This is a genomic window from Acidocella sp. KAb 2-4 (genome assembly GCF_020567705.1).
In the GTDB taxonomy this organism is placed as follows: domain Bacteria; phylum Pseudomonadota; class Alphaproteobacteria; order Acetobacterales; family Acetobacteraceae; genus Acidocella.
The window spans coordinates 82814-106584 of record NZ_JAJDJU010000001.1 but is presented as its reverse complement, the minus strand read 5'-3'; the positions used below and the strand labels follow the sequence as shown (position 1 = coordinate 106584).

Sequence of the window (23771 nt, the reverse complement as noted above, 5' to 3'; positions counted from 1 at the left end):
CATTAGCCTTTTGGCATGGCTCTTGCTCCCTCCTTCGGGCCGCGACTGGATCTGCGACAATCGCAATCGCTGGTGATGACCCCGCAATTGCGTCAGGCGATCCAGCTGCTGCAATTCTCCAACCTCGAGGCTAGCGCCTTCGTCGAGGAAGAATTGCTGAAAAATCCGCTGCTTGAGCGCGATGAGGGCAGCAGCGTCGCAGTGCCCGACGCCACGCCTGAGCCGCCCGATGCGACGAGCTTCGGCGCCAGCGGCGTGATGCCCGCGCCAGACCAGGCGCCGCTGGATATCGACCCGAGCAGTCTCTACGACCCCGGCACCGCCGCCGATGGCTATGGCAACGGTGGCATGGCCGAGGGCGGCGAGGATTGGGACCCGCTTGACACACTCGGGGCCGAAAAACCGAATTTGCGCGAGCATCTGGAGCAGCAGGCCCGGCTCGCCTTTTCCAGCCGCGCCGAACTCGCCATCGCCGCGGCGCTGATCGCGGCACTCGACCCCGCCGGGCGGCTGGCCGAACCCCCCGAGGCCCTGGCCATGACGCTGGGGGTAAGCCGGGACCAGCTTGAGGCCGTGCGCGCGAAGATGCTGCGCTTCGACCCCGCCGGGCTGTTCGCGGTGGATCTGGCCGAGTGTCTGGCCGCACAACTGGCCGAGCAGAACCGGCTCGACCCGGCGATGCAGGCGCTGCTCGGCCATCTGGAGATGCTGGCACGGCGCGAGTTGCGCGCCTTGCAAGAGATTTGCGGTGTGGATGCCGAAGACCTCGCCGACATGGTGGCCGAGATCAGGCGCCTCGACCCAAAACCCGGCGCGGGCTACGACATCGAGCCCCTGCGCCCGCTGATCCCGGACGTGCTGATGCGCCCGGCCCCGCTCACCGCCGAAGGCCAAAGCGACTGGTTGCTGGAGATCAACCCCGAGACCATGCCGCGCCTGCTCATCCGCCGCGGCTTCCATGCCCGGATGCTGGCTTCCTCGTCGCGCGAGACGCGCGGCTTCCTCTCCGAGCAGATGCAGAGCGCCACCTGGCTGGTGAAGGCGCTCGAATCGCGCGCCCAGACCATCCTGCGCGTTTCCGCCGAGATCGTGCGCCGGCAGGAGGGTTTCTTCCGCCACGGCATCTCGCATCTGCGCCCGCTCACGCTGCGCGATATCGCCGCCGAGGTGGAGCTGCATGAGAGCACGGTTAGCCGCGTCACCTCCAACAAATCCATCGCCACGCCGCGCGGCATCTTCGAGCTGAAATTCTTTTTCACCACCGCCCTGGCCGGCGCCAATGGCGAAACCCACTCGGCCGAGACGGTGCGCTACCGCGTCGGCCAGATCATCATGGGGGAGGATCCAAAAAATATTCTGTCAGACGATGCCGTCGCGGCAATATTGCAAAAAGAAGGCATAGACATAGCACGGCGGACCGTGGCCAAATACAGGGAAGCGTTGCGTATACCAGGCTCGGCGCAGCGCAGGCGGGAGAAGCAACCCGCGTAACGGGGGCTTAAGGAAGGCCCCTCATATAATCGAGCCATTCTAGTCGGGAGAAGACCATGCAATTAACGGTCTCAGGCAAACAAGTCGAATTGTCGGATGCCCTGCGCGTTCATGTGAACAAAGCGCTGGAGACCATCACCAGCAAGTACTTCGATGACGCGCTGGAAGCTCAGGTCACCTTCAGCCGAGCCCGCAGTTTTTTCACCTGTGACATCAATATGCACGCCGGGCGCGGGATTACCGTGCGCGGCGAGGGTGAAGCCGCGGACGCGCATGGCGCCTTCGACGACGCTGCCGAACATATCGCCAAGCGCCTGCGCCGGTATCGCCGCCGTGTGTCGGAACATGCGCGCGAAGCCGGCAACCGCGCCAAGCCGCAGAGCGGCACGCAATATGTGCTGAAGCCTGAGCCCGAAGTTGAGCACGACTCGGCTGATCACCCGGCCCCTGCCGCCGTGAATGGGGAAGCCCTGCACGCCGCCGTGGTCGCCGAATCCACAACCTCGATCGAGACACTCTCCGTGCGCGACGCGGTGATGAAAATGGATCTGGCCTTTCAACCGGTGTTGATGTTCCGCAACGCCAAAAACGGCCAGCTCAACGTGGTCTATCGGCGGCCGGATGGGAATGTCGGCTGGATCGATCCGGGCGTGAGCGCCTGAAACACGTCCCCGGCGGGAGCAATCCCGCCGGTTTTTTGTTTTCCAACAATAAGTTATAAAAATTAACCAGATTATGGTTAATTCGCACCGCGCCAAAAGTTTGGGACTATCCCTTACGCGTAGGGCGGGGCGGTGTAGCCCTTGGGCGAGAGGGTGAAGATCTCGCACCCGGTCTCCGTCACCCCGATCATGTGCTCAAACTGCGCCGAGAGAGAGCGGTCGCGCGTCACCGCTGTCCAGCCATCGTCCAGCACCTTCACCTCCGGGCGGCCGATATTCACCATCGGCTCGATGGTGAAGAACATGCCCGGCTTCAGCGCCGCGCCCTCGCCCTTGCGGCCGAAATGCAGCACGTTGGGCGGCTCGTGGAAATTGCGTCCGATGCCATGCCCGCAGAAATCTCGGACCACCGAGAAACGCTGCGCCTCGACATAGCTCTGAATGGCGTAGCCGATATCGCCAAAGGTGTTGCCCGGCTTCACCTGGGCGATGCCGCGCATCATCGCCTCATACGTCACCTCGATCAGCCGCTTGGCACGGGTGCTGGCGGTGCCAGCCACGTACATGCGGCTCGAATCCCCATACCAGCCATCCAAAATCACGGTGACATCGATATTCACGATATCGCCGTCTTGCAGCTTCTTGTCGCCCGGTATGCCGTGGCAGACGACATGGTTGATCGAGGTGCAGATGGATTTCGGGAAGCCGCGATAATTCAGCGGCGCGCAGGTGGCGCCATGCGAGGTGATGAAATCGTGGCAGAGCTGGTTCAGTGCCTCGGTCGTTACGCCCGGCACGACATGCGCGCCGATCATGTCCAGCGTCTCGGCCGCCAGCCGCCCAGCCGCCCGCATCGGCGCGAAATCCTCCGGCCCGTGAATTGCTATCCGCCGCGATTCGGCGCCACCATCCATCATCAACACCCCTAACCTAGTCTTGCCGCGCAGCCTTATCACATGCGCTCCGCGCGTGACAAAACAAGGTCAGCGCGGCAGCGGGCGGGTCATCGCCTCGGGGTTGACCCAGGCGTCGAAATCCTGGGGCGCGACACCGAGGCTCAGCGCCGCCTCGCGCAGGGTCAGCCCCTCGTGGTGCGCCTTGAGCGCGATCTCGGCGGCGCGGGAATAGCCGATATGCGGGTTCAGTGCCGTCACCAGCATCAGGTTGCGCGCCAGATTCTCCGCGATGCGCGGGCGGGCGGGGGAGATGCCCTCGGCGCAATGGCTGGTGAAACTCTCCAGCGCCTCGGCCAGCAGCGTAACTTCATCCAGAAAATCATGCAGTATCAGCGGCTTGTAAACATTAAGCTGGAAATTGCCCTGGCTGCCGGCGAAGGCGATGGCGTGGTCCAGCCCGAACACCTGCACCGCCACCTGGGTCAGCGCCTCGGCTTGGGTGGGGTTGATCTTGCCAGGCATGATTGAGGAGCCCGGCTCGTTTTCGGGGATCAGCAATTCGCCGATGCCAGTGCGCGGGCCGGAGGCGTACCAGCGCACATCATTGGCGATCTTCATCGCCGCTCCGGCCAAAACACGCACCGCCCCGGAGGCGGCGACCAGCGCGTCATGCGCCGAAAGCGCGGCGAATTTATTGGGCGCGGGGCGGAAGGGGTGGCCTGTCTCCCGCGCCAGCCCCGCCGCCACGGTGGCGCCGAAATCCGGATGCGCGTTCAGCCCCGTGCCGACCGCCGTGCCGCCGATGGCCAGCTCGTAAAGCCCCGGCAGCGTCGCCTCCAGCCCCTCCAGCGCCGCCATGAGCTGCGCCTGCCAGCCCGAGATCACTTGCCCGAGCGTAACCGGCGTGGCGTCTTGCAGATGCGTGCGCCCGGTCATCACCACTCCGGCATAATCCACGGCCAGGGCGGCGAACACCCCGGCCAGCCGCCGCACCGCCGGAAACAGCTTATCGTGCAGCGCCTCGACGGCGGCAATGTGCATCACCGTGGGGAAGGCATCATTAGAGGATTGGCTGTGATTCACGTCGTCATTAGGGTGGACCGGCGTTTTGCTGCCCAGCGCCCCGCCCGCCATCTGGATGGCGCGGTTGGCGATCACCTCATTGGCGTTCATGTTGGTCTGGGTGCCCGAGCCGGTCTGGAACACCACGAGCGGAAACTCGTCATCCCATTGGCCCCCAGCCACCTCCCGCGCCGCGGCGATGATCAGCCGTGCCTTGGCCTCGGGCAGTTGGCCCAGCGCGAGATTCGCCTCGGCGGCGGCTTGTTTGAGGAGCCCGAAGGCGCGGATCACCGCCCTGCCCCACACGTAATTACGCCGCCCGATGACGAAATTCTCCAGGCTGCGCTGGGTCTGCGCGCCCCAGAGCCGGGCGGCGGGCACCGCCACTTCGCCCAGCGCGTCATGCTCGATGCGGGGTTCGGCCATCACAGATTCCCGTTGAGAAAGCCGAGCGCGGGGAGCGGCTTCCAGCGCCGGGGCAGGTCTGTGCGCCGGATCGGGCGCACACTGTAGCACGGGATCAGCTGGCCCGACCGCTCCAGAAACCCGGCATAAGCCCGCACCTCCGCCTCGCGCCAAGCCTGGTCGCGTAATGCGGCGTTCCTGTTGGGGAAGACTTCGGCAATGCGGATGACGCGGCCAATGGTGGCCACCACCGCCCATAGCGAATCATCGCTGGCTTTGCGTTTTTCCGGGGCGAACTCCACCATGCCACCTCCAAGCCGGTGGTGCCATGCTAGCGCCCCGCGCGGAAAAAATCAGTGCAATTTTTGCTTGAGCGCCGCGCAAGCCAGCGCGGCCAGGGCGCGCGGGTCGGAGATCAGGTAGCGCCCCGCCAGCCGCACCGGGTCCTGCGCCAGACGATAAAGCCATTCAAGCCCGGCATGGCGCATCCACACCGGGGCGCGGCTGACGGACCCGCCGGCAAACAGCAGCGCCGAGCCGACGCACAGGCCAAGGCCGACTGAGTCGCTGCGCGCGGCGACGGCATAGGCCAGCAACTCCTGCACCGGCGAGCCGACCGCGAAAAAGGTGAACGGCGCCCCGGCCTCGCATACAAAATCCGCCGCCGCGTGAAAGGCCGCGCTGTTGTACAGCAGCCCCATGGGCGGCTGGTGGTGCAGAAATTCCACATCCGGGTAGCGCGCCGCCAATAGCTCGAACTCAGCCTCCCGCATGCCGATCACGGCCACGCGCTGCCCCGCGAGCCGCGGCAGCAGCGCCGCGGTCAGATCCGCGCCGGAAACGACTTCTGGTTGTGGTAATCCGAGGCATTTCGCCGTCAGGGCGACGACATATGAATCCAGCAAGCACATCATCGCGCGCCGGTAGACCCCACGCAGCCGGGGGATACGCAGCAGCCGCTCGATATGGTCGGCATTGGGTGTCACCACATAAGCGAAACGGGCTTGCGGCGGACGGGCCAGCAGGCGCGACAGCACCGCCTCCTGCGATAAATTGCTGAATTCAATATCAAGTAAGGAAATAATAGGAGGATTCAGGGACTCCATGCCAACTGCATGGTGAGCACGTGCTCGCTCGCCGCCGAGAGAAAATTCGCCTGCCGGTTGTTGAAAACGTAACATCCATTGAGGGTGAGGCGCGGCGACAGCGACCATTCCATCTCCAAACTAGCGGTGAACAGAGTCTCGTTCCAATTTTCTTTCATATATGCCGCATTTGAGACTTTTGCGACGCCTTTGAATATCACGTTTTCGAGATAATCGTGGATGATGCTGAGTTTCGCCTCGGTCAGCCGGTACGGCGTGGCGCTGATCTCATCGGGATCGTCGATCTCATGCGCAAGGTTGAGTTGCACCTGGTCGAGCGAGGTCGGCCGCCAATCCAGCCGCGCCTCCAGCACCGGGGCGGTGAGGCTGGCATCGCGCGACTGCCGCCGCGCTGCGCCTGCCAGGAACGACACGGTCCACAGCCCGTCCTCCCGATCCTCCACCCCGGCCAGAAACTCGTCGGTGTCGGCGGCGGGGAAGACATGGCCGTAATCGGACTGAGTGGCGTGCAACCGGATGACATAATCGAGCGGCCCGCCCTGGCTGTACGCGATGGTGGCGGTTTCGTGCATGTCCGTCCGGTCCAGCGCCGTGCGCTTGGGGAAGCGGAACACATCGGCCTCGACCTCCGGGGTGACGGTGAACAGCCCGGCGGTGATTTCGTCGCTGGCCCGCAAGTCGCGCAGGGTGAATGCCAGCGGGCGGTAGAGCGGGCCGGCATTGATGTCGAACTCCGTGACCGCGCCGCGCAGATAGCCCCCGGCAAGGGTGATGACCTCGCGCGGCAGGGTCACGCGCTCCCCCGCCGCCAGCGCGGCACTGACCGTGTTCTGTGCCGCGTCTTGCGGGTAGGCGGCGGTATCGACCACCGCGTAGGCGCCGAACCCGGCCACCGGATCGGTCAGCAGCAGGCTCGGCGCGGCATTGAGCCGGGCCGAGGCAACCGCGCCGTTGGGGGCGGAATCATAGCCGCCGCCAACCGTAATCCGGGGCGCCAGGGTCACGCCGTTCCATTCCCAGCCTGTGGCGCCGGTGGCTGTCTCGCGATGTTCGTTGAGGACGCTGAATTTTTCGCCGTAGCCGGGCACGCCGCCTTCGGGCAGCAGCAGGTCGATCTGCTGCGCTCGGACGGCAGGGGGAGCCAAAATCAGGCAGGCCGCCAGCGCGGGAAGGAAAGGCTTGGCCACGGTCGGATGATGTCTTTCACATTAACGATATGCAACATATAGTTGAAAAAACAACTACAGGTTAATTTTCGTGCGGCCAAGACGGGCGGATATCGACGCGGCGAAGGGGCTCGCCATCCTGTTCGTGGTGTTCGGCCATCTGGTGGCGCGGGCCGACCCCAGGGGCGTGGGCTGGTATGAGCCGCTGCGCCAGGCGATTTACGCGTTCCACATGCCGTTCTTCCTCTATCTGAGCGGGCTGGTGGCGGCGGAGACGGGCATGTTGCTGCGCCCGCGCGCGGCTTGGCCTGGCGTGGCGGCGGCGCGGGCCAGGCGGCTGCTGCTGCCGTTCTTCGGGCTCGGCGCGCTGGTGCTGGCGGGCAAGCTGACGCTGGCCCCGCTCATGCATGTCGACAACGCCCCCGCCAGCCTCGGGGCAGGGCTAAACGGCCTGCTCTGGCACACGGCGGCCAGCCCGGCGCTGAGCATCTGGTATCTGTTCGTGCTGTTCGTGGTCAGCCTGGCCAGCATGGCGGCGCTGGATGGGCGGCCGCGCCGCCTGCCCTGGCTCATCGGCGCGGCGCTGGCGCTCTATGCGTTGCCCCTGCCCGCCTATGCCTATGCCGACCGCATCGGACGCTATGCGCTGTTCTTCCTGCTGGGGGCGGGGGCCGGGCTACTGGGCGAGCGCTGGCTGGGCGTCCTCGGCCGCGCCTGGAAACCGGCGATGGCGCTGTTTCTCGTGGCGCTCGGCGGCATCGCGCTCTGCGGGCGGCATTGGCCGCAGGCGCCGGTGATGCTCGCCGTCGGCACCCTGTCTTTCCCCGCGCTTCATGGTTTCTTAAGGCAGATGCGCGACTCTCGGCTCAGGCAAAGTTTTCTGGTCCTGGGGCGGTACAGTTTCATGATCTACCTGTTCAACACGCTGTGCATCGGGTTTGCCAAAGGCGCGCTGCTGCGCTGGGTCTCGTGGGATGGCGCGAATTTCCCCTGGTTCGCCACGCTGCTCATGCTGGCCGGCGTGCTCGGGCCGATGGCGCTGAAACGCGGCGTGTTGGTGCATGTGCCGGTTCTGGACAAGCTGACCGACTGACCCCGCGCCATGGCGGGCAACCCGGACATGGCGCGGTTTCTCGCCCGGCTGCCGCCCGAGCTGGCAGCCAGCTTCTCGCGCGCGCAGCTGGAGGCGATCGAACTGCATTTCGCCATGCGCAGCCGCGTGGCCCATGCCATCGACTGGCGCCGGCGCATCATGCTGCCCGGCTTGCGCGCCTATATCGTGCTGCTCGCCGGGCGGGAGCGGAAGGTTTAATGCCTGAAATAGCCGCCATAGCGCGGCTGGTAGATCTCGGCGTCGGCAAAGCCTGATTTCTCGTGCTGGGCGGCATCCACGCGCGTCAGCGCCGTGCCCGCGAGCACCACCCCGGCTTCCTGCAACAAAGTGATGGCGGCGCGCACCACGCGACGCGGCGTCTGCCCCCAGCGGATGCAAAGCAGCGCGGCGTCGGCCAGCCGCGCCAGCACCCGCCCCTCGGCCAGGGCAAAGGCGGGCGGGGCGTCGATCAGGATGACGTCGTAATCGCCGCGCAGGAGCGAGAGAAACCGCGGCAGCGCCGGGGAGAGAAACAGCGACAGCGCGGCCTTGGCCTGGGTGCCGGCGGGCAGGATCTTCAGGCTGGTCAGCTCATCGCTCAGGATCACCTCATCCACCCCCGCCAGCCCGGCGAGATAATCGGTGAGTCCCGGCCGCCCGGCGCTGCGGAACACGGGGTCGAAGCTCGGCTGGCGGATATCGCCATCCACCGCCAGCACGCGCAGGCCAGCGGCGGCGAGCGAGCGGGCGAGCGCGATGGTCAGCGTCGTCTTGCCCTCGCCCGGGCGGGCGGCGGTGATGGCGATGATCCGGCCCGCCCCCTCATGCAGCCCCAGCCCCGCGCGCAGCGAGCGCAGCTGCTCGGCATAAAGCGAAAACGGTGCCTGCAACGCCATTACCTGCGGCTCCGGGGTTTCGGGCAGCAAGCCATAGCAGGAGAGACCGAATTGCGCGCGGATATCGACGCCCGAGCGCAGTGATGTGTCCAGCACATCGCGCAGCCCGGCCAGCAGCACGCCCAGGCAGAAGCCCAGCCCCAGCGAGGCGCCAAGGATCAGCCAGCGATGCGGGCCGCTCGGCGCGGTGGGCAGGGCGGCGGCGGAGAGGATGCGCGCATCCGGCTTGGTGAGCGAGGCATCCTGCGCCAGCTGGTCGGCCTGCCGGGTTATGGCGCGCAGCATATCCTGCCCGGCATCCACGCGCTGCTCTAGCGCGCGCACGGGGGCGGATTCGGCGTCCACGCTCTGGCTTTGCGCGCGCGCCGCGTCCAGCGCCTTTTGTAGCGCGGCGACCTGCGCCTGATCCGCCGCCACTTGGGCGCGGGCGGCGTCCAGCTCCCGCCCGGTTTCGGCGTTGATCTCGGCGGCGATGGTGGCGAGCTGCGCGCGGGCGGTGATCAGATCGGGGTAGTCCGGCCCGTATTGCGCCGCCAGCGACTGCACCTGGGCCGCGAGATCGGCCTGTTCCTTGCGCAGCGGCTGCAGATTGGGGGCGATGGCGGCATTGGCCGCCGCGGCGTCGCCGCCGTTGGCGGCGGCGTCCAGGCGGGCCTGATCCATGGCCAGGGCGGCCTGCGCGTCGGTGAGTGAAGCGGCGAGATGGCTCGCGGCCTCGCTGGTGAGGGTGGCCTGCGCCCCCTGCACCACTCCCGCCGCGGTGCGCGCCTGGGCCAGCTCGGCCTCCGAGGCGTCAAGTTGGGCCTGCACGTCGGCGGCGTGGCTCTCCAGCCAGCTCTGCGCGTCGCTGAGCGCGGCGAAGGAGACATCGCGCTCATGGTCGAGATAGAGCGTCATCGCCAGATTGGCGGCATCGGCGGCGCGCTGGGCCGAGGTGCTGGTGAAGGACACGCTGAGCACGCGCGATCCGGGCACGACTTGCACGTTCAGGGCGCGGCGGGCGGCGTCGGCAATGCGCGCATCGCTGTGCGGTTTCGGGCGGGGCAGCAGCGAGAGCGGAAAATAGCGCGCGGCCAGGGCCGGGTTGTATTCATCGGTCTTGTCGAACCCAAGCTGCCGGGCGATCTCGGCCGCCGCCGGCAGGCTGGCGATCACCTCGCCCTGGCTGGCCACCACGGCGTCCTGGTTGGCGAGGTCGAGCACCAGCGTCTGCTCGTTGCTGTTGCCGGGCACGGTGGCGCTCATCGGGTCGTAGAGCACGGTGCCGGTGGCGGTGTAGCTGAGCGGCATGAACAGCAATGCCACCCCGGCGCAGCCCGGCACCAGCAACGTGCAGGCCAAGATGATACGCCAGCGGCGGCGCAGGCTGAGCAGCTGGTCGGCAAGGCCAGGCGCGACGGGCACGGCGAGGCTGGGCAAGGTGAGACTCATGCCCCGACTCCTAACAAAACCTTAACATGGTGACAATTTATAGTTGTGGGTATGGCGCAACCCAGGGGCGTGTCCCTTGTGCCGCGCGGTCGGTGCGCAGCACCACCTTGCCGCCACGCAGCCAGGCGGCGATGGCGCCGTCGCGGTATACGGCCATGCGGTCGATGACCACCGGCGCAGCGCAACCGCCGAGCACGGCCGGAGACACGGCGAGCGCGGCGCCCGTGCAATCGACGAGTGGTGCGGCGGCGTAGAGCACTTTGCCGAGCTGGCAGGTTGCGCCGGGGCATTGCGCCGGGGTAAGCGGCGTGGCGCCCCAGACCGCGCCCCATTGCTCCAGGGTGAAGCGGTCGCGCTTGCGCGGCGCCACCAGATACACAGTGCCGCCGGAATGTATGGCGATCAGCCCGGCATCGGCGGAGACCAGCACATCCGGCGGGCGCGAAGTCGCCGCCAGCGCCACGCCGAGCGCCATCGCCCCCAGCCCGGCCAGGCGCGGCGGCGAGCGCCAGATGCACAGCCAGATCAGCCCGGCGGCGATCAGCAGGATGGCGCCGCTGGGGATGGGCGCGATGGGCAACAGCGCGTCCGGCCAGCGTGCGATCATACCGGTGACCCAGACAATGGCGCGGATGCCCCAGCCCATCGGGATGAGCGCCAGCGCCGCCGCATGCACCGGCATCAGCACCAGCGACACCAGCCCAAGCGGCATGATCCAGAACGCGGTGAGCGGCACGGCGAGCAGGTTGGCCGGAATCCAATAGGGCTGAAGCTGCTGGAACTGGTAAGCGGCGAAGGGCATCGAGGCCCCGCCCGCGAGTAGGCTGGTATAGGCGAGGCCGAGCACATGCATCACCCCATTGCCCAGGCGCGAGCGCGCGGCATGAAACCGGGTGAAGCCCCGCTGCACGGCGGCATAGCCCGAGATGAGCGCCAGCACGGCGGAGAAACTCATCTGGAAGCTGGTGCCGAGCACGGTTTCGGGCGTGGCGAGCATCAGCGCCATCGCCGCCACCGCCAGCCCGCGCAGCGACACCGCCTTGCGCCCCACGAACACCCCCAGCGTGGCGAGGCTGGCCATGGCCAAGCTGCGGATGATGGGCAGATGTGCCCCGGTGAGCACCGCGTAACCCAACCCGGCCAGCAAGGCGCAGGCGGCGGCGATGGATTTTGTCGGCCAGCGCAGCGCCGTGTGCTCATGCCGCGTGAGCAGATAGCGTGATACCGCAAAGGCCAGCCCCATCACGATGCCGACATGCAGCCCCGCCACGGCCAGGATATGCGCCAGCCCGGCTTCGACGAAATTCTGCCGCTCGGGCGGCGGGATCACCTGTTCGTCGCCCGTGAGCAGGGTGACGGCGATGGATCCCGTCTCGGGCGGCAGCACCGCCAGGATGGTGGCGGCGATATCGGCGCGCAGGGTTTGCAGCGCGTCGCCCAAATGGTCTGGCGGGGCTGGGTTGAGGATGGTGAGGTCGTTCAGCGCGAAACCGGCGGCGTTGAGCCCGGCGAAGAAATCGTCGCGCCCCTGGTCCCAGCCGCCGGGATAGGCCGGGCGGTCGGGCGCGAACAGCATGGCGTAGCATTGCACGCCCTCGCCCGCCCGCAGCGGCGCCGGGTCGCCCGCGCGCAGCCGGATGCGCACCCGGCGCGGCAGAGGCGGGCCGCCATCGAGGCGGGGCGCGGCGAGGGTGAGGCGCGCGCCGCCCTGGGGCATGAACTCGATGCGCGCGACCGTGCCGCTGAGCTTGATGACGCCGGTGGGAATGAAGGCCATGGGCGGCTCGGCGGCCGTGCGCCACTCGGCGCGGGCGAAGCCGAGCGCGGCCGCCAGCGCCAGCGCGGCCAGGAAGCGCAGATAGAGATGCCGCCAGCCCAGGGCCAGTGCTGCCGCGCTCACCCCCAGCGCCGCCCCACCCAGCCAGAGCGGCGGCTCGGCAGGCAGGGTGAAATAGAGCAGGATCGCCGCCCCCATGGCGACGGGCAGCAGCAGCATGAAGCGGCCATGCTCGGCCTCTACCCAGCGCGCAAAAGCCTCGCCCACAAACTACCTCCGGTTGCAACTGGAGGTTAACCATTTGTCCACGCTGGCACAATCCGCCGCAAAAGGGTAACAGGCGGGCATGACCATCCGTACCCGCTTCGCCCCCTCTCCCACCGGTCTGCTGCATATCGGTGGCGCGCGCACCGCGCTGTTCAATTATCTCTTCGCCCGCCACCACGGCGGCGAGTTCCTGCTCCGCATCGAGGATACCGACCGCGCGCGCTCGACGCAGGAAGCGGTGCAGGTGATCCTGGACGGGCTGGACTGGCTCGGCCTGCATGCCGACGCGCCGCCCGTGTATCAAACCAAAAACGAAGCCCGGCATGTGGAGGTGGCGATCCAGCTCCTGGCCGAAGGCAAGGCCTATCGCTGCTATTGCACGCCCGAGGAGCTGACCGCGATGCGCGAGCAGGCGATGGCGGAGAAGCGCCCTCCCCGCTATGACGGCCGTTGGCGCGACCGCGACCCCGCCGAAGCCCCGGCTGGCGTGAAGCCGGCGATCCGCCTGAAAGCCCCGCGCGAGGGCGAGGTGGTGCTGAATGATCTGGTGCAGGGCGAGGTGCGGGTGAAGAACGCCGAGATGGATGACATGATCATCCTCCGCTCGGACGGCACGCCGACCTATCTGCACGCCGTGGTCTGCGACGACCATGACATGGGCATCACCCATGTCATCCGTGGCGATGACCACCTGACCAACACCTTCCGGCAGATCCAGATTTATGACGCGATGGGCTGGGAGAAACCGCAATTCGCGCATATCCCGCTGATCCACGGCGCCGATGGCGCGAAGCTCTCCAAGCGCCATGGCGCGGTGAGCATTCTGGAATTCCGCGAACAGGGCTTCCTGCCCGAGGCGCTGTGCAACTATCTGCTGCGCCTGGGCTGGGGCCATGGCGATGCCGAATTCCTTGCCCGCGACGAGCAGATCGCGCTGTTCACGCTGGACGGTGTCGGCCGCGCCGCGAGCCGCATGGATTACGCCAAGCTCACGCATCTGAACGGCATGTGGCTGCGCCAGGCCGATGATGAGCGCCTGCGCGGCGAGGTGGTGGAGCGGCTGGTGAAATCGGGCCACACCGTGGGCACCGAGGCGATGGCGCGCATCCTGGCCCTGATGCCGGGGCTGAAGGAGCGGGCCAAGACGCTGGAGGAGCTGACGGCCTCGGCGGCCTTCCTGGCGCGTGAGGTGCCGCTGCCCTTCGAGCCCAAGGCCGAGGCGCTGCTGACGCTGGAGGCGCGGGAGATGCTGGGCCGGCTACACGGTGTTCTGACGGGCGTGGCGTTTGAGGGTACGGCGATCGACGCGGCCCTGCGCGGTTTCGCCGAGGCGGAGGGGCGCAAGCTTGGCCAGGTGGCGCAGCCGCTGCGCGCGGCGCTCACCGGCAGCACGATGAGCCCTGGCATCGACGCCACGCTGGTCGCGCTGGGCAAGGACGAAAGCCTCAAACGTATCGCCGCCGTCACGGCTTAAAGCGCGGAGCAGGCCAACAAAAAACCGCCCGGTCTCCCGGGCGGTTTTTTAATGCGCGGCTCAGAAGGCGGCGACGGTGCAGGCCCCGCCCTTGGCGGATAACCGGGCACAAAACTTTTCGGCCTCGCGCTCGCCCGAGAACCCCGCCACGCGCAAGCGGTAATAGGTTTTGCCGTTAACCGCGGCCTGCGTAATTTCAGGCGCCTTGCCGCGGAACAAATCCGGGTAGCGGGCGGCGACCTTGTGCCACTGGTGCCGCGCCGCGGCCTGGGAATTGAGCGCCCCCAACTGCACGGCGGCGCCGCTGCTTGGCGCGGCCTCGGCAGCGGGGGCGGGCGGCACCGCCGCCATGGCGACGGGGGCCGGGGCGAGCGCGGCGACCGGAGCGGATACATTGCCGCCCGTGGAGGAGGAAACCGCCCCCGGAATCGGCGAGGGGCCGACATAGGCCGCGTCGGGGTTGGCTGGTGGCGCACTGGCCGCCACGGGAGCCGGAGACGGCGGCACCACGGGCGCGGGCGGCGGGACCGCCACGGCTTGCGGCGCGACGGGCGCCGGATCGCTGGCGGGTTGCAGTGGCGTGGGCGCGGTGCTGGCGGGCGTGTCGATCGGCGCGGCGGAGACCGGGGTGGCTGGGGCCTGCGGCACGGTCGGCGCGGGGGCAGGCGGTGACGGTGGCGCCTGGACCGAACTGGCGATGAGCGCCGAGAACCCGGCCATTGCCCTGTTCACCTGGTCGGGCGGCAGATCCACTGAGAGCACCTGGCGCGCCTCGTCATTGCGCCCCACGGCGACCAGCGCGGCCGCATAATCCTCGCGGATCTTCGGCGTGGCGCCCTGCCCTGTGGCCAGCGGCCCGAGATATTGCAGCGCCTCCGGCCCGTGGCCCGAGAGCGCCAGCGACAGGCCAAGATTGACCTCAGCCGCGGTGAGGCCCGGATTGGCGTTGAGCGCCTGTTGATACGGGTCCACCGCCCCGGCGAAATTGCCTTGCAGATCGCGCGCGATGCCGAGATCGTTATACGCATCGGCATTGCCCGGATCATCCTGCACCGCGGCCATGAAAGCCTGTTCGGCGCCCTTCGGATCGGTCTTCAACAGGCAGCGGCCAAGCCCGGTGGCGGCGACAGAAGAATGGGGGTCGTTCTTAAGCGCCAGACGATATGCCGCTTCGGCTGCCGGGCAGCGGTTAAGGGCATAATAAGCGTCACCCTCATGCACCAGCGCATCAACATTGTTGGGGTCGTTGGCGAGGATGGATTGCGACACCGACAGCGCCATGTTCGGGTCCCCGCCCGCGATTGCGGCATCCGCGACGTTGAGCGTGTTGGGGCCGATCGTGCCTGTGGGCGCCGAGGTGCTGGCCCCTAGGGTGTTGGCGTTGTTTTGCGCACAGGCGCTGAGCGCGAGCACAGCGGCGAAGGAGAGCATGGCCCGGCCAGTGCGCTGGCGGGGGCGGGAAACAGCGGTCGCAGCCATGTGTCTTTTGCTCATGAGATCTTTTACTTATGTCCGTGCAGAGTCGCCATGACGTTGATGATCGCCGGCCCGGCCACAACCAAAAAGACGCAGGGCAGGATGAACAAAATCATTGGCATGGTCATTAGGGTGGGCAGGCGACCGGCACGCTCCTCGAACTTCACCAGCGCCTCGGCGCGCAGCTCGGCGGAGAGCGAGCGCAGCGCCTGGGTGAGCGGCGTGCCGTATTGCAGCGATTGCGCCAACGTGGTGGCTAAGCGCTTCAAGGTTTCCAGCCCGGTGCGCTGGCCTAACGAGTCCATGGCCTGGCGCATGTCGGAGCCAATCTGCAATTCATGCGAGGTCTGTTGCAACTCCGCCGCCAGATCGGGGTTGAGCATCGAAATCTCCTGCGCCACGCGGGCGATGCCAGCCTCCAGCGCGAGCCCCGCATCGGCGCAAATCACCAGCATGTCGAGCGCATCCGGCACGCCGGCGGCGACTTTTTCGAGATGGCGGGTGCGGATGTTGGTGGCGATGGTTTCGGGCAGCAGCATGCCGCCAATGGCGCCGCCGGCGGTGGCGATATACAGCCACATCCCCTTCAGCCCCAGAGAGTGCTGCGCGAACAGGAAGGCGAAGATCGGGGTGACGAGCACGAGCAGGATCTTGGAGCCGATGAACAGCCCCAAGCCGCGCCCCCCCTTGAAGCCAATGCCCTCGAGGGTCGCCGTCATCTCCGCCAATGTCTTGCGCGAGAGCAGGCCGCTGCGCGCGATGATCATGCCAAAGGCCGAGATGATCCGCAGCAGCAACGCGCCATCGTGCTTGGTGGGCTCCGGCAACTCGGCCTGCCCGCCAGTGGTGACGAAATCGATCCGTTTGGCCAGCCGCGCATTTCGGCCCAGCTCATAAACCAGCATGAATCCGGCGGCGCTCACCAGCGCCAGGAACAGCAACAGCAGGAGCAAAAGGCCGAAAACGGGAGGGGAACTATTTGAGGACATTGCTGATCATGAACTGGATGACGCCCATGCCAATGCACATGAGCAGGATCGCCGCGCCAAGCACCGCCTGACCGCTGGCCGTGGTGAAGAGAAGCATGATGTACTGGCGCTGCATCACGAAAATCGCGCCACCTGCGACAAAGGGCAGCACGGAGAGGATCAGCGCGCTGGTGCGCGCCTCGGCGGTGAGGGCGTAGCCACGCGCCTTCAGCCCCACGCGCTTGCGGATGACCTCGGAGAGCGTCTCCAATGTCTGCGTGATGCCACCGCCCGAGCGCGCCTGCAGCGTGAGCGCGGTGGCGAAGAACTGGTACTCTGTCAGCTTGATGCGCTCGGCCAATTCGCGCAGCGCCACGTCCAGCGGCACGCCGATCGCGACCTTATCGGCCAGGATGGTGAATTCCATCTTGGTCGGCTCCAGCGCATCCTTGGATACGGTGCGCAGCGCCTCGGCCATCGGAATGCCGACGCGCACGCAGCGCACGATGGTGTTCAACGCATCGGGGAATTGCGACACCAGCCGCGAGTTGCGGCGGTTGGTGAACCAGTTGAAGGCGAAGCCGGTGAGCATCCACCACGCGACGGGCGAGCCGAACACTTTGACGAAGAACCACAGCACCGCATGGCCGCCGAGCGGATGCGAGGCCAGGAACATCATGAACCATGTCACCCCGGCGGTGAGAAACGGCACCAGCCACCATTTGATCGGGTAGGTCTCAGCCTGTTTGAGGTCCACGCCGATCATCGCCGCGGCCCGCATCTTCAACCGCTCGCTGCGGGTAACCGTGCGCACCAGCGAGAAATCCTCGTTGGCCTGGCTCACCGGGCGCGACGCTGGGGCGACCGTGTCCTGCAGGCGGGCGCTCAGTCTCTCCTCGCGCTCGCGGGCGCGCACGATCATCAGTGCGTTTACGCCGATCAAGATCAGCAGAAAAAACGCGACGCTTAACAGGATTAAGATCTGCGGCGACATCAGGCTTCGTCCAATGCGCTCATCCAGGCGCGGTCCAGCCCGTAATATTGCAGGCGTTCCTGGAAGGTGGAGCGGATCCGGCTGACCTCGTAGCGCCCGGTCAGGCGCCCGGTCGCGGTTTCGCCGGTGACCTCAAACTTGAAGATGTCGTTGAGCAGCTGCGTCTCGCCTTCCATGCCGGCAATCTCGGTCACCTGCACCACGCGGCGGCCGCCATCGCGTTGGCGCTCCACCTGCACGATCATGTTCACCGATGACACCACCTGCTGGCGAATCGCGCGCGGTGTCAGGCCCATCGACGACATTTGCACCATGTTTTCGATACGGGCCAAGGCGTCGCGCGTGTTGTTGGCGTGAATCGTGGACATCGAGCCGTCATGGCCGGTGTTCATCGCTTGCAACATGTCGAAGGCCTCGGCGCCGCGCACCTCACCGATGATGATACGGTCGGGGCGCATACGCAGGGCGTTGCGCACGAGGTCGCGCGCCGTGATTTCGCCCTTGCCTTCAAGGCTGGGCGGGCGGGTTTCCAGGCGCACGATATGCGGCTGTTGCAATTGCAGCTCGGCTGCGTCCTCAACCGTGACGATACGCTCCGACGGATCGATGAAGCGGCTCAGCGCGTTCATCATCGTCGTCTTACCCGAGCCGGTGCCGCCCGAGACAATGATGTTGAGCCGGCAGCGCGCGGCGATTTCAAGCACGCGGGCGATGGGCGGGGTGAGCGTGCCGTAACCGATTAGCCGTTCGAAATCGATCGGCTTTTTGGAGAATTTACGGATCGAGATGGAGGGGCCGTCAATCGCCAGCGGCGGCAGGATGATGTTGACGCGTGAGCCATCCTTGAGGCGCGCGTCGCACATTGGGCTGGCTTCGTCCACGCGGCGGCCGACCGAGGCGGCGATGCGCTGGCAGATATTGGTCAGATGCGTCCAGTCGCGGAAACGCACTGGCACCTGGGTGAGCTTGCCGCCACGCTCGACGAAGGTGTGGTCGGGACCGTTGACCATGATGTCGGTGATGGATTCATCGAGCAGCAGCGGCTCCAGCGGGCCGAGGCCCAGCATATCGTCCACCAGCTCGGTGGCCAGACCGCGCTGTTCGCGCGCGTTGAGCTGCACGCGCTTCTCGGTGGCGAGATCGGCAATCAGCCGCTCGACCTCAACCAGCAGGCGATCGGATGACAACGAGGCCACCGCCGTCGCATCCATCCGCGCGAGGCAGAGATTGCGCAGCTCGGTGATTTCCGGGCGGACGGTGATGGTGCCCTCAACCGGCGGTCGCGGCGCTTCGGCCACGGGCGCATTCGGCACCGGCTGCACCGACGGCACCGCCGCCGCGCCGTTCACGGCGGCGGCCTCGGCGCGGCGGCGGCCAAAAGTGGGCAGGCTGCCATCGGACATGCGCGACTATCCCTTGCTGAATCCAAGCATCTTGAAGATGCCGCCAACCGAGGCGAGCTGCGCCGTGCTCTCGATCACGGCATCCTCGCGCGCGGCGACGAAGCCGATCTCGCGGGAGAGATCGATGATCGCCTGGCGGAACGGGCCGCGCGTGGCGATCGCGGGCTCGCCGAAGCTGGCCGACTCATTGAGTTGCTTTGGAATATCGGGGATCACGATGTCGATCTTGACCTTCAACGCCTCCTCGATCTGTTTGCGGGTCAGGCCGCCAGGGCGGCCCTGGCGGTTCAGCACGATGGTCGGGCTTTGCGGCTGCCACGGGCCGTTGGGCAGGCTGAGCAGGCGCAGCGTATCGCGCACCGAGGCCAGGGAGGGGTCCATTATGATGACGCGGTGATGCGCGAACTCAATCAGCTCGCGATTGCATGGCATCGGCAGGAACGGCGCGTCCAGCACGATGAAGTTGTACCGCACGCGCAGCGCCTCGATCAGGCGCCGCGCCGCGCCGGAGGCGTAATTCAGCGGATCGGTGAGTTTCTCCTCGGAAGCCAGCACTTGCAGGCGCTCCGCCACGGGCTGGGCGGCGCGCTCAACGAAGAGCGGATCGATACGGTCAGGCGTTTCCAGCGCCATGCGCAGGCCGGGACCGGTTTTGGCACCGAGCAGCAGCGCGCCCGAGCCCATATGGATGTCGGATTCGACGAATACGGTGTGACGCTTGGCCATGACGCCCAGCAGCCAGGCGAGATTGCCCGCGATGGTGGTGGCCCCTACCCCGCCTCTTGCCCCCATCACGGCGATCACGCGGCCACCGCGGGTAGCGTCTTGCCCCACAGTCTTGCGGGTGATCAACGGCGCGAAATGCCGCGCCACCGCCTCGCGCGTGATCGGCTTGAACAGATACTCCATCACGCCCATGCCGCGCGTGATGTGGCGGTAGAAATCGACATCGTCGTTATCGCCGATCACCAGCACGCGTACGCCGGGCTCGACCACATCGGAAAGCTCGCCGAGCGCGTGTAGCGGCTGGTCCTCGCCAGCGATATCGACGATCAGCACCTCGGGGGTTTGCATCTTGGCCATGGCGGCAATGGCGGTGCGCACCGTGCCGCGGCGGATCTCCATGCCATTGGCCACGAGCTCGCTCAGACCATCGCGCAGCACCTGCTCGGTTGCCGGGTCGCCCAGGAAGGCGAGAACGGTCATGCGGTCCGGCCGGCTGACCAATCCGCCATCACTCTGCACATTGCGAGCGCCTTGCTGGTTCATAAAGCCTCCTATCGGCTAAGCCTGGAAACCTGGCTCATGCTTATTGCACGCTGATACTGGTGTAAGGCGTTGTCGCCTTCAGCGGTTTCTGGAGCGTCTTCGCGTTGTTGGACAGCGCCTGCTCAACCCCGCCAACGGCCATGATGCCATTGCTGCCGGGCTCCGACTTGCCACTCAGCAGGTCGGATTTATCAGCCGCTTGCTGGGCAATGGTTTCATTCGCGGCGCCGGTTTCCGCCCATGTGCCGGGGCGGCCATAGGGGTCGAACGGACTGACACAGCCGCTAAGGGACAGTACCAGGAGACCGAAAGAGAAGAACAGGGCGGAGCGCATGCGGGCCATCTCCTTCATTGCACCATGAACCCGGCATCGCCCGGGATTTGGGTCGACGCCGTGTCGGTCCCGTTATCGCGCAGTTCCAGGATGCGCTGCAAATCATTCGCCGGGGTCCAACCATCATCAGGCGAGGCGAGCACACCGGGGTTGTTGACCGGGTTCACGAGATACGGAGTCACGGTGATCACCAGTTCCTGCTGTTGACGCTGGAAGGCGTCACCGCGGAACAACGCGCCGAGCAGCGGGATCTCGCTCAGACCGGGAACGCCGTTATCAACCTGGTTGGTGGTATCCTCGAGCAGCCCAGCAATGGCCATGCCTTGGCCGCTGCCAAGGATGACCGTGGTCGAGGCGGCGGTTACATTCAACGAGGGTACCGCGAAGGCCTGATTCGAGGTGCCCGTGCTCACCACCGACGAGTTGGCGGTATTCAAGGTGCTGAACTGCGGCGCCACCTGCAGCGCGATGCGACCATCAGACAGCACTGTGGGGATGAAGCTCAGCAGCACGCCGTAATCCTTATAGGTTACGGACACCGTGCCATTTGTGCCGGACGCGGCAGGGATTGGAAACTGCCCGCCGACTTGGAAATTCGCCTGGGTGCCGGAGAGCGTGGTGAGCGTCGGCTCCGCCAGCACATGGGCGAGGTTGTCCGTGGCCAGCGCGTCCACCACCCCCTCAAAGGTGCCGCCGGGGAAGGTGACGCCAAGTTGCCCTTGGGTTTGAGACGCCAGCGATGCGGCCGCCGAGCCCGTCTGCCCGGTGAGCACGAATTTGCCAATCTTGATGCCGGAGGAACCGACCGCCCCCCAATCAATACCAAGCTCGCGCGTCACATTGCGCGACATCGAGGCGATGCGGACTTTGAGCTCGACCTGAATCGGCTCGTTCACGTTCAGCTCGTTGATCACGTTGCCGCCGGAAACCGCCTTGGCCCTATTGATGAGGTTATCGGCTTCCTCTGGCGTTTGCACCGTGCCGCGCACGACCATGCCGCCCGGCACGCTCTGCGCCGTCACCCCGCTGCCAGGCGCGACCGAGGCCGATTGCGACTGCACCATGGAACTCTGGTAATCAGACGGCGAGATGGTGACCGCATATTGGGCGATGCGGTTGCCGTCCTGGTCCGTGGCGACAATGTCGGTGGTGCCAGGCTGCTTGCCAAACACGAACATCACCCCGGGGCTGGCGGGGCGCACCGAGGCGATGCTGTCATCCGCAACGAACAGATTTGCCACCGGACGGGGCAGCTTGATCAGCTTGCCCTTTCCCTGCGCCATAGCGAGCGAGCCAAAAAACGGCGGCGGCAACGGCGCCGGCGGCTGCGCGCTGGCGGGCGCGGGCGTGGCGGCGCCGCTGCCATCACCTGGCATGGTCTGCGCATGAGCGAGCGAGGCGAAGCCACCAAGCGCGGCGGCGACGGCGAACCCGGCGCCCGTGAGATGTTTCATGCTGCGCATCAGAACTTGAACTCCCCAACGCCACCAGAAGAGATAACGTTAACTGTCGATACGGTCGGCTGGCTCGGCTCGTTCGCGGTGAGTGCCGGGGACACATCCCCCGCCCAGACCGGCGCAACCGGCGGGGGCGCGGCCTGCGCCGTATTGGGTGCGGTCTCGGCGGAATGCACGATGAGCGACAACTTGCCGAGGCTGGTGGCAACCAGGCAGCGCGAGGCCTCCTCTGGCGTGACTTCCAGCGTCACCGTCTGCACTGGAGGGCCACCGCTGGGGCCGGCGCTGGCATCCTTGATCACCTGCGCGCCCGAAGCGATGACACGGACATTGCTCAGCACCACCTCGGCCGCGATGCTCTTTGAATCCGGCGCGCCGGAAATCGACTGCGTCAGCAGCACATCCACATTATCACCAGGCCAGATCATGCCATCGGCGCCCGTAACATTATCCACCGCAATGGTCACGGCGCGCATACCCGGCGCCAGCACCGCCGCGAGGAAGCCGTGATCTCCGGGGTGGATCACCTGCCCGTTGAGGATTGGCGCACCAGGAACCAGGGCAGTGCGAACCATCGCGCCCACCAGATTGGCGCGGTTTTGCGGGGTGTCGATGATCACGTCGGCCGCCGCGCCTTTGATGGGCACGCCAACCGAGCCGATTTGGGGCGGCTGCAACAGGCTGCCGGGCGGCAAGGCTTGCGCCGCGACCAGGATCTGCTCGGTCTGCGGCATCTGCGCCTGCTGCGCCTGCTGCTCAGCTTGGCGCGAGTGGTTCATGAGCGAATAGGCAAACACCATCACCGCGACCAGCGCGGCAACGAGAACGCCAAAAATACCAAGTCGGAAAACCATGGTTTACCTACGGCTGTAGCTGATGGGGCAAAAGAGCGGCGATGGCGCCGCCGGCGATGGCGAAAGCATATGGCAGAGGCGCCCGCCGGCCGATGCGCCAGAGTTCGGCGCGCCAGAAGCGCTGCAAGCGCCCACCAGCCCGGGGCGGCACCTTGCGCGGCACCACGAGAGACAGAACCAGATAAAGCAGCGCCAAAGCGCCGCCGAGAAGCACGACATCGGCGAAAAAGAAAAGCTGCGGATGCAGCGCCGGCGGCACGAGCAGCACCGCCGCCGCCCAGAGCTTGACATCCCCGCCCCCCATCAACCCGGCCAGCCAGATGATGAAGAGCAAGACAAAGGCCACGGCCGCGACTGCGAGAGCAGGCACGAGCGAATGATCGAGCAAACGCGAACACAACCCAACCGCGACCAAGGCAAGCGGCAGCCAGTTCGGCACCGTCCGCACGGCAAGATCGTGCAACGCCGCGTAGACAAGCAGCACCGCGGCCAGGATGGCCAAACCCGCTAGCAAAGCTGTCCCCTGCTGAACCTTTCGGGCACGACCGTTAAAACCTCCATCTGTTTTGCCCCTTTTTCCTGCCGAGGCTCAAGTGTTTCAATGTCAACATAATAGAACACAAAAGCTTAAAAGTCTTGCAATCTTTTTTATGATTCCCCTTTAGGAGCCTCTTTTTAATGAAATTTTCCGATCTTTCCGCCCCTGCGTTTCCCGCAATTTCTACTACGAAAGGGGTAACGAAGAGCGCGCAGGAGTATGAAACTTCTCCCCCGCATGAAAAAAACCTGAATAAAAAGGCATCCCCGCACCGCCGCCGCGGCCCCCTAAGGGGTCAGGGATGAACTTGCGGCAATCTTAGCGCTCTGGTCACGCGCCGCGCTGGTGGGTTCACACCGGCCTAGAGTTCGGAGGCCACGGAGTTAAAGGTGCCCGCAAGATGGCGGCCAATAAAGGGCAGCCCGCCAAGCATGGCCGTGACGATGATCATCGCGATCAGGGCGTATTCGATGGCGGTCACCGCCCGGCGGTCGCTCGCGATGCGGTAAAACCCATACGGCGCGGCGATCGCGGCGCGGCGAAGGTATGACGACAGCATGTTGCGTCTCCTCTGGCCATGCATCCCTTCCGGAATGCCCATAGCAAATTCCCTTTTACGAGAAGCGCTGTCGGACAGAAAGCCGCATCACGGAAAATTGCGCAAAGACAACAGAAGGGGATGCACGCCAAGGTGGTGCGGGCGGTCGGAATCGAACCGACACTCTGTTACCAGAACCGGATTTTGAGTCCGG

Annotated in this window: 22 protein-coding genes; 5 read left to right on the top strand and 17 right to left on the bottom strand. The window is 66.2% G+C overall.

What is annotated here, in order from left to right:
* The first annotated feature begins 15 nt into the window (after window positions 1-15).
* Both rpoN and hpf read left to right on the top strand, forming a co-directional pair.
* Window positions 16-1491 carry an RNA polymerase factor sigma-54 gene (rpoN, locus tag LI953_RS00495; protein ID WP_227074009.1) on the top strand — a complete coding sequence of 492 codons (1476 nt, stop codon included), beginning with the start codon at window positions 16-18 and terminating at the stop codon, window positions 1489-1491.
* Between the two features lie 56 nt (window positions 1492-1547).
* Window positions 1548-2153 (top strand): ribosome hibernation-promoting factor, HPF/YfiA family, encoded by a 606-nt coding sequence (gene hpf, locus LI953_RS00490; protein ID WP_227074008.1) that lies wholly within the window; start codon window positions 1548-1550, stop codon window positions 2151-2153.
* A 113-nt stretch (window positions 2154-2266) separates the two neighbouring features.
* On the opposite strand, the gene map is transcribed toward hpf, so the two are convergent.
* The 5 genes from map to LI953_RS15545 form a co-directional block, all read right to left on the bottom strand.
* The gene (gene map / locus LI953_RS00485; RefSeq protein ID WP_227074217.1) at window positions 2267-3067 is read right to left on the bottom strand and encodes a type I methionyl aminopeptidase; all 801 of its coding nucleotides are present in this window, start codon (window positions 3065-3067) and stop codon (window positions 2267-2269) included.
* Between the two features lie 69 nt (window positions 3068-3136).
* Window positions 3137-4537 carry a class II fumarate hydratase gene (gene fumC, locus LI953_RS00480; protein ID WP_227074007.1) on the bottom strand — a complete coding sequence of 467 codons (1401 nt, stop codon included), beginning with the start codon at window positions 4535-4537 and terminating at the stop codon, window positions 3137-3139.
* Window positions 4537-4821: a hypothetical protein gene (locus tag LI953_RS00475; RefSeq protein ID WP_227074006.1), complete on the bottom strand. Its 285-nt coding sequence runs from the start codon at window positions 4819-4821 to the stop codon at window positions 4537-4539. The genes fumC and LI953_RS00475 overlap by 1 nt, the downstream gene beginning before the upstream one ends.
* 48 nt (window positions 4822-4869) lie before the next feature.
* Entirely contained in the window at window positions 4870-5553 is a 684-nt protein-coding gene (locus tag LI953_RS00470; protein ID WP_227074005.1) for a WecB/TagA/CpsF family glycosyltransferase, read from the bottom strand.
* A 56-nt stretch (window positions 5554-5609) separates the two neighbouring features.
* Complete coding sequence (locus tag LI953_RS15545) at window positions 5610-6809, bottom strand: outer membrane beta-barrel protein (RefSeq protein WP_227074004.1); 1200 nt, start codon at window positions 6807-6809, stop codon at window positions 5610-5612.
* Between the two features lie 70 nt (window positions 6810-6879).
* On the opposite strand from LI953_RS15545, the gene LI953_RS00460 reads away from it, so the two are divergent.
* Window positions 6880-7881 carry an acyltransferase gene (locus LI953_RS00460; protein WP_227074003.1) on the top strand — a complete coding sequence of 334 codons (1002 nt, stop codon included), beginning with the start codon at window positions 6880-6882 and terminating at the stop codon, window positions 7879-7881.
* A gap of 9 nt (window positions 7882-7890) precedes the next feature.
* Entirely contained in the window at window positions 7891-8100 is a 210-nt protein-coding gene (locus tag LI953_RS00455) for a hypothetical protein (RefSeq protein WP_227074002.1), read from the top strand.
* Here LI953_RS00455 and LI953_RS00450 read toward each other — a convergent pair.
* Window positions 8097-10208 (bottom strand): GumC family protein, encoded by a 2112-nt coding sequence (locus tag LI953_RS00450; RefSeq protein WP_227074001.1) that lies wholly within the window; start codon window positions 10206-10208, stop codon window positions 8097-8099. The genes LI953_RS00455 and LI953_RS00450 overlap by 4 nt on opposite strands.
* A gap of 37 nt (window positions 10209-10245) precedes the next feature.
* A complete protein-coding gene (locus tag LI953_RS00445; RefSeq protein WP_227074000.1) occupies window positions 10246-12252 on the bottom strand; it encodes a ComEC/Rec2 family competence protein in 2007 nt (668 codons plus the stop codon).
* Window positions 12253-12331: 79 nt separating this feature from the next.
* Here LI953_RS00445 and gltX point away from each other — a divergent pair, with 79 nt between their 5' ends.
* Window positions 12332-13726 (top strand): glutamate--tRNA ligase, encoded by a 1395-nt coding sequence (gene gltX, locus LI953_RS00440; protein WP_227073999.1) that lies wholly within the window; start codon window positions 12332-12334, stop codon window positions 13724-13726.
* 60 nt (window positions 13727-13786) lie between these two features.
* On the opposite strand, the gene LI953_RS00435 is transcribed toward gltX, so the two are convergent.
* The 10 genes from LI953_RS00435 to LI953_RS00390 all read right to left on the bottom strand — a co-directional run bounded on the left by LI953_RS00435 (window position 13787) and on the right by LI953_RS00390 (window position 23578).
* A complete protein-coding gene (locus tag LI953_RS00435; protein WP_227073998.1) occupies window positions 13787-15205 on the bottom strand; it encodes an SPOR domain-containing protein in 1419 nt (472 codons plus the stop codon).
* Between the two features lie 23 nt (window positions 15206-15228).
* Window positions 15229-16155: a type II secretion system F family protein gene (locus LI953_RS00430; RefSeq protein WP_227073997.1), complete on the bottom strand. Its 927-nt coding sequence runs from the start codon at window positions 16153-16155 to the stop codon at window positions 15229-15231.
* A gap of 22 nt (window positions 16156-16177) precedes the next feature.
* Window positions 16178-17164 (bottom strand): type II secretion system F family protein, encoded by a 987-nt coding sequence (locus LI953_RS00425; protein ID WP_227073996.1) that lies wholly within the window; start codon window positions 17162-17164, stop codon window positions 16178-16180.
* Window positions 17164-18567: a CpaF family protein gene (locus LI953_RS00420; RefSeq protein WP_227073995.1), complete on the bottom strand. Its 1404-nt coding sequence runs from the start codon at window positions 18565-18567 to the stop codon at window positions 17164-17166. Before LI953_RS00420 ends, LI953_RS00425 begins: the two co-directional genes overlap by 1 nt.
* A gap of 6 nt (window positions 18568-18573) precedes the next feature.
* Complete coding sequence (locus LI953_RS00415; RefSeq protein WP_227073994.1) at window positions 18574-19836, bottom strand: histidine kinase; 1263 nt, start codon at window positions 19834-19836, stop codon at window positions 18574-18576.
* 40 nt (window positions 19837-19876) lie between these two features.
* Window positions 19877-20170, bottom strand: a complete 294-nt coding sequence (locus LI953_RS00410; RefSeq protein WP_227073993.1) for a hypothetical protein — start codon at window positions 20168-20170, stop codon at window positions 19877-19879.
* Between the two features lie 14 nt (window positions 20171-20184).
* Entirely contained in the window at window positions 20185-21624 is a 1440-nt protein-coding gene (locus LI953_RS00405) for a type II and III secretion system protein family protein (protein ID WP_227073992.1), read from the bottom strand.
* An 8-nt stretch (window positions 21625-21632) separates the two neighbouring features.
* On the bottom strand, window positions 21633-22481 hold the full coding sequence (cpaB, locus tag LI953_RS00400) for a Flp pilus assembly protein CpaB (protein WP_227073991.1): 849 nt from the start codon (window positions 22479-22481) through the stop codon (window positions 21633-21635).
* A gap of 7 nt (window positions 22482-22488) precedes the next feature.
* The gene (locus LI953_RS00395) at window positions 22489-22983 is read right to left on the bottom strand and encodes a prepilin peptidase (protein WP_227073990.1); all 495 of its coding nucleotides are present in this window, start codon (window positions 22981-22983) and stop codon (window positions 22489-22491) included.
* Window positions 22984-23380: 397 nt separating this feature from the next.
* Window positions 23381-23578, bottom strand: a complete 198-nt coding sequence (locus LI953_RS00390) for a Flp family type IVb pilin (protein ID WP_227073989.1) — start codon at window positions 23576-23578, stop codon at window positions 23381-23383.
* Window positions 23579-23771: the final 193 nt, after the last annotated feature.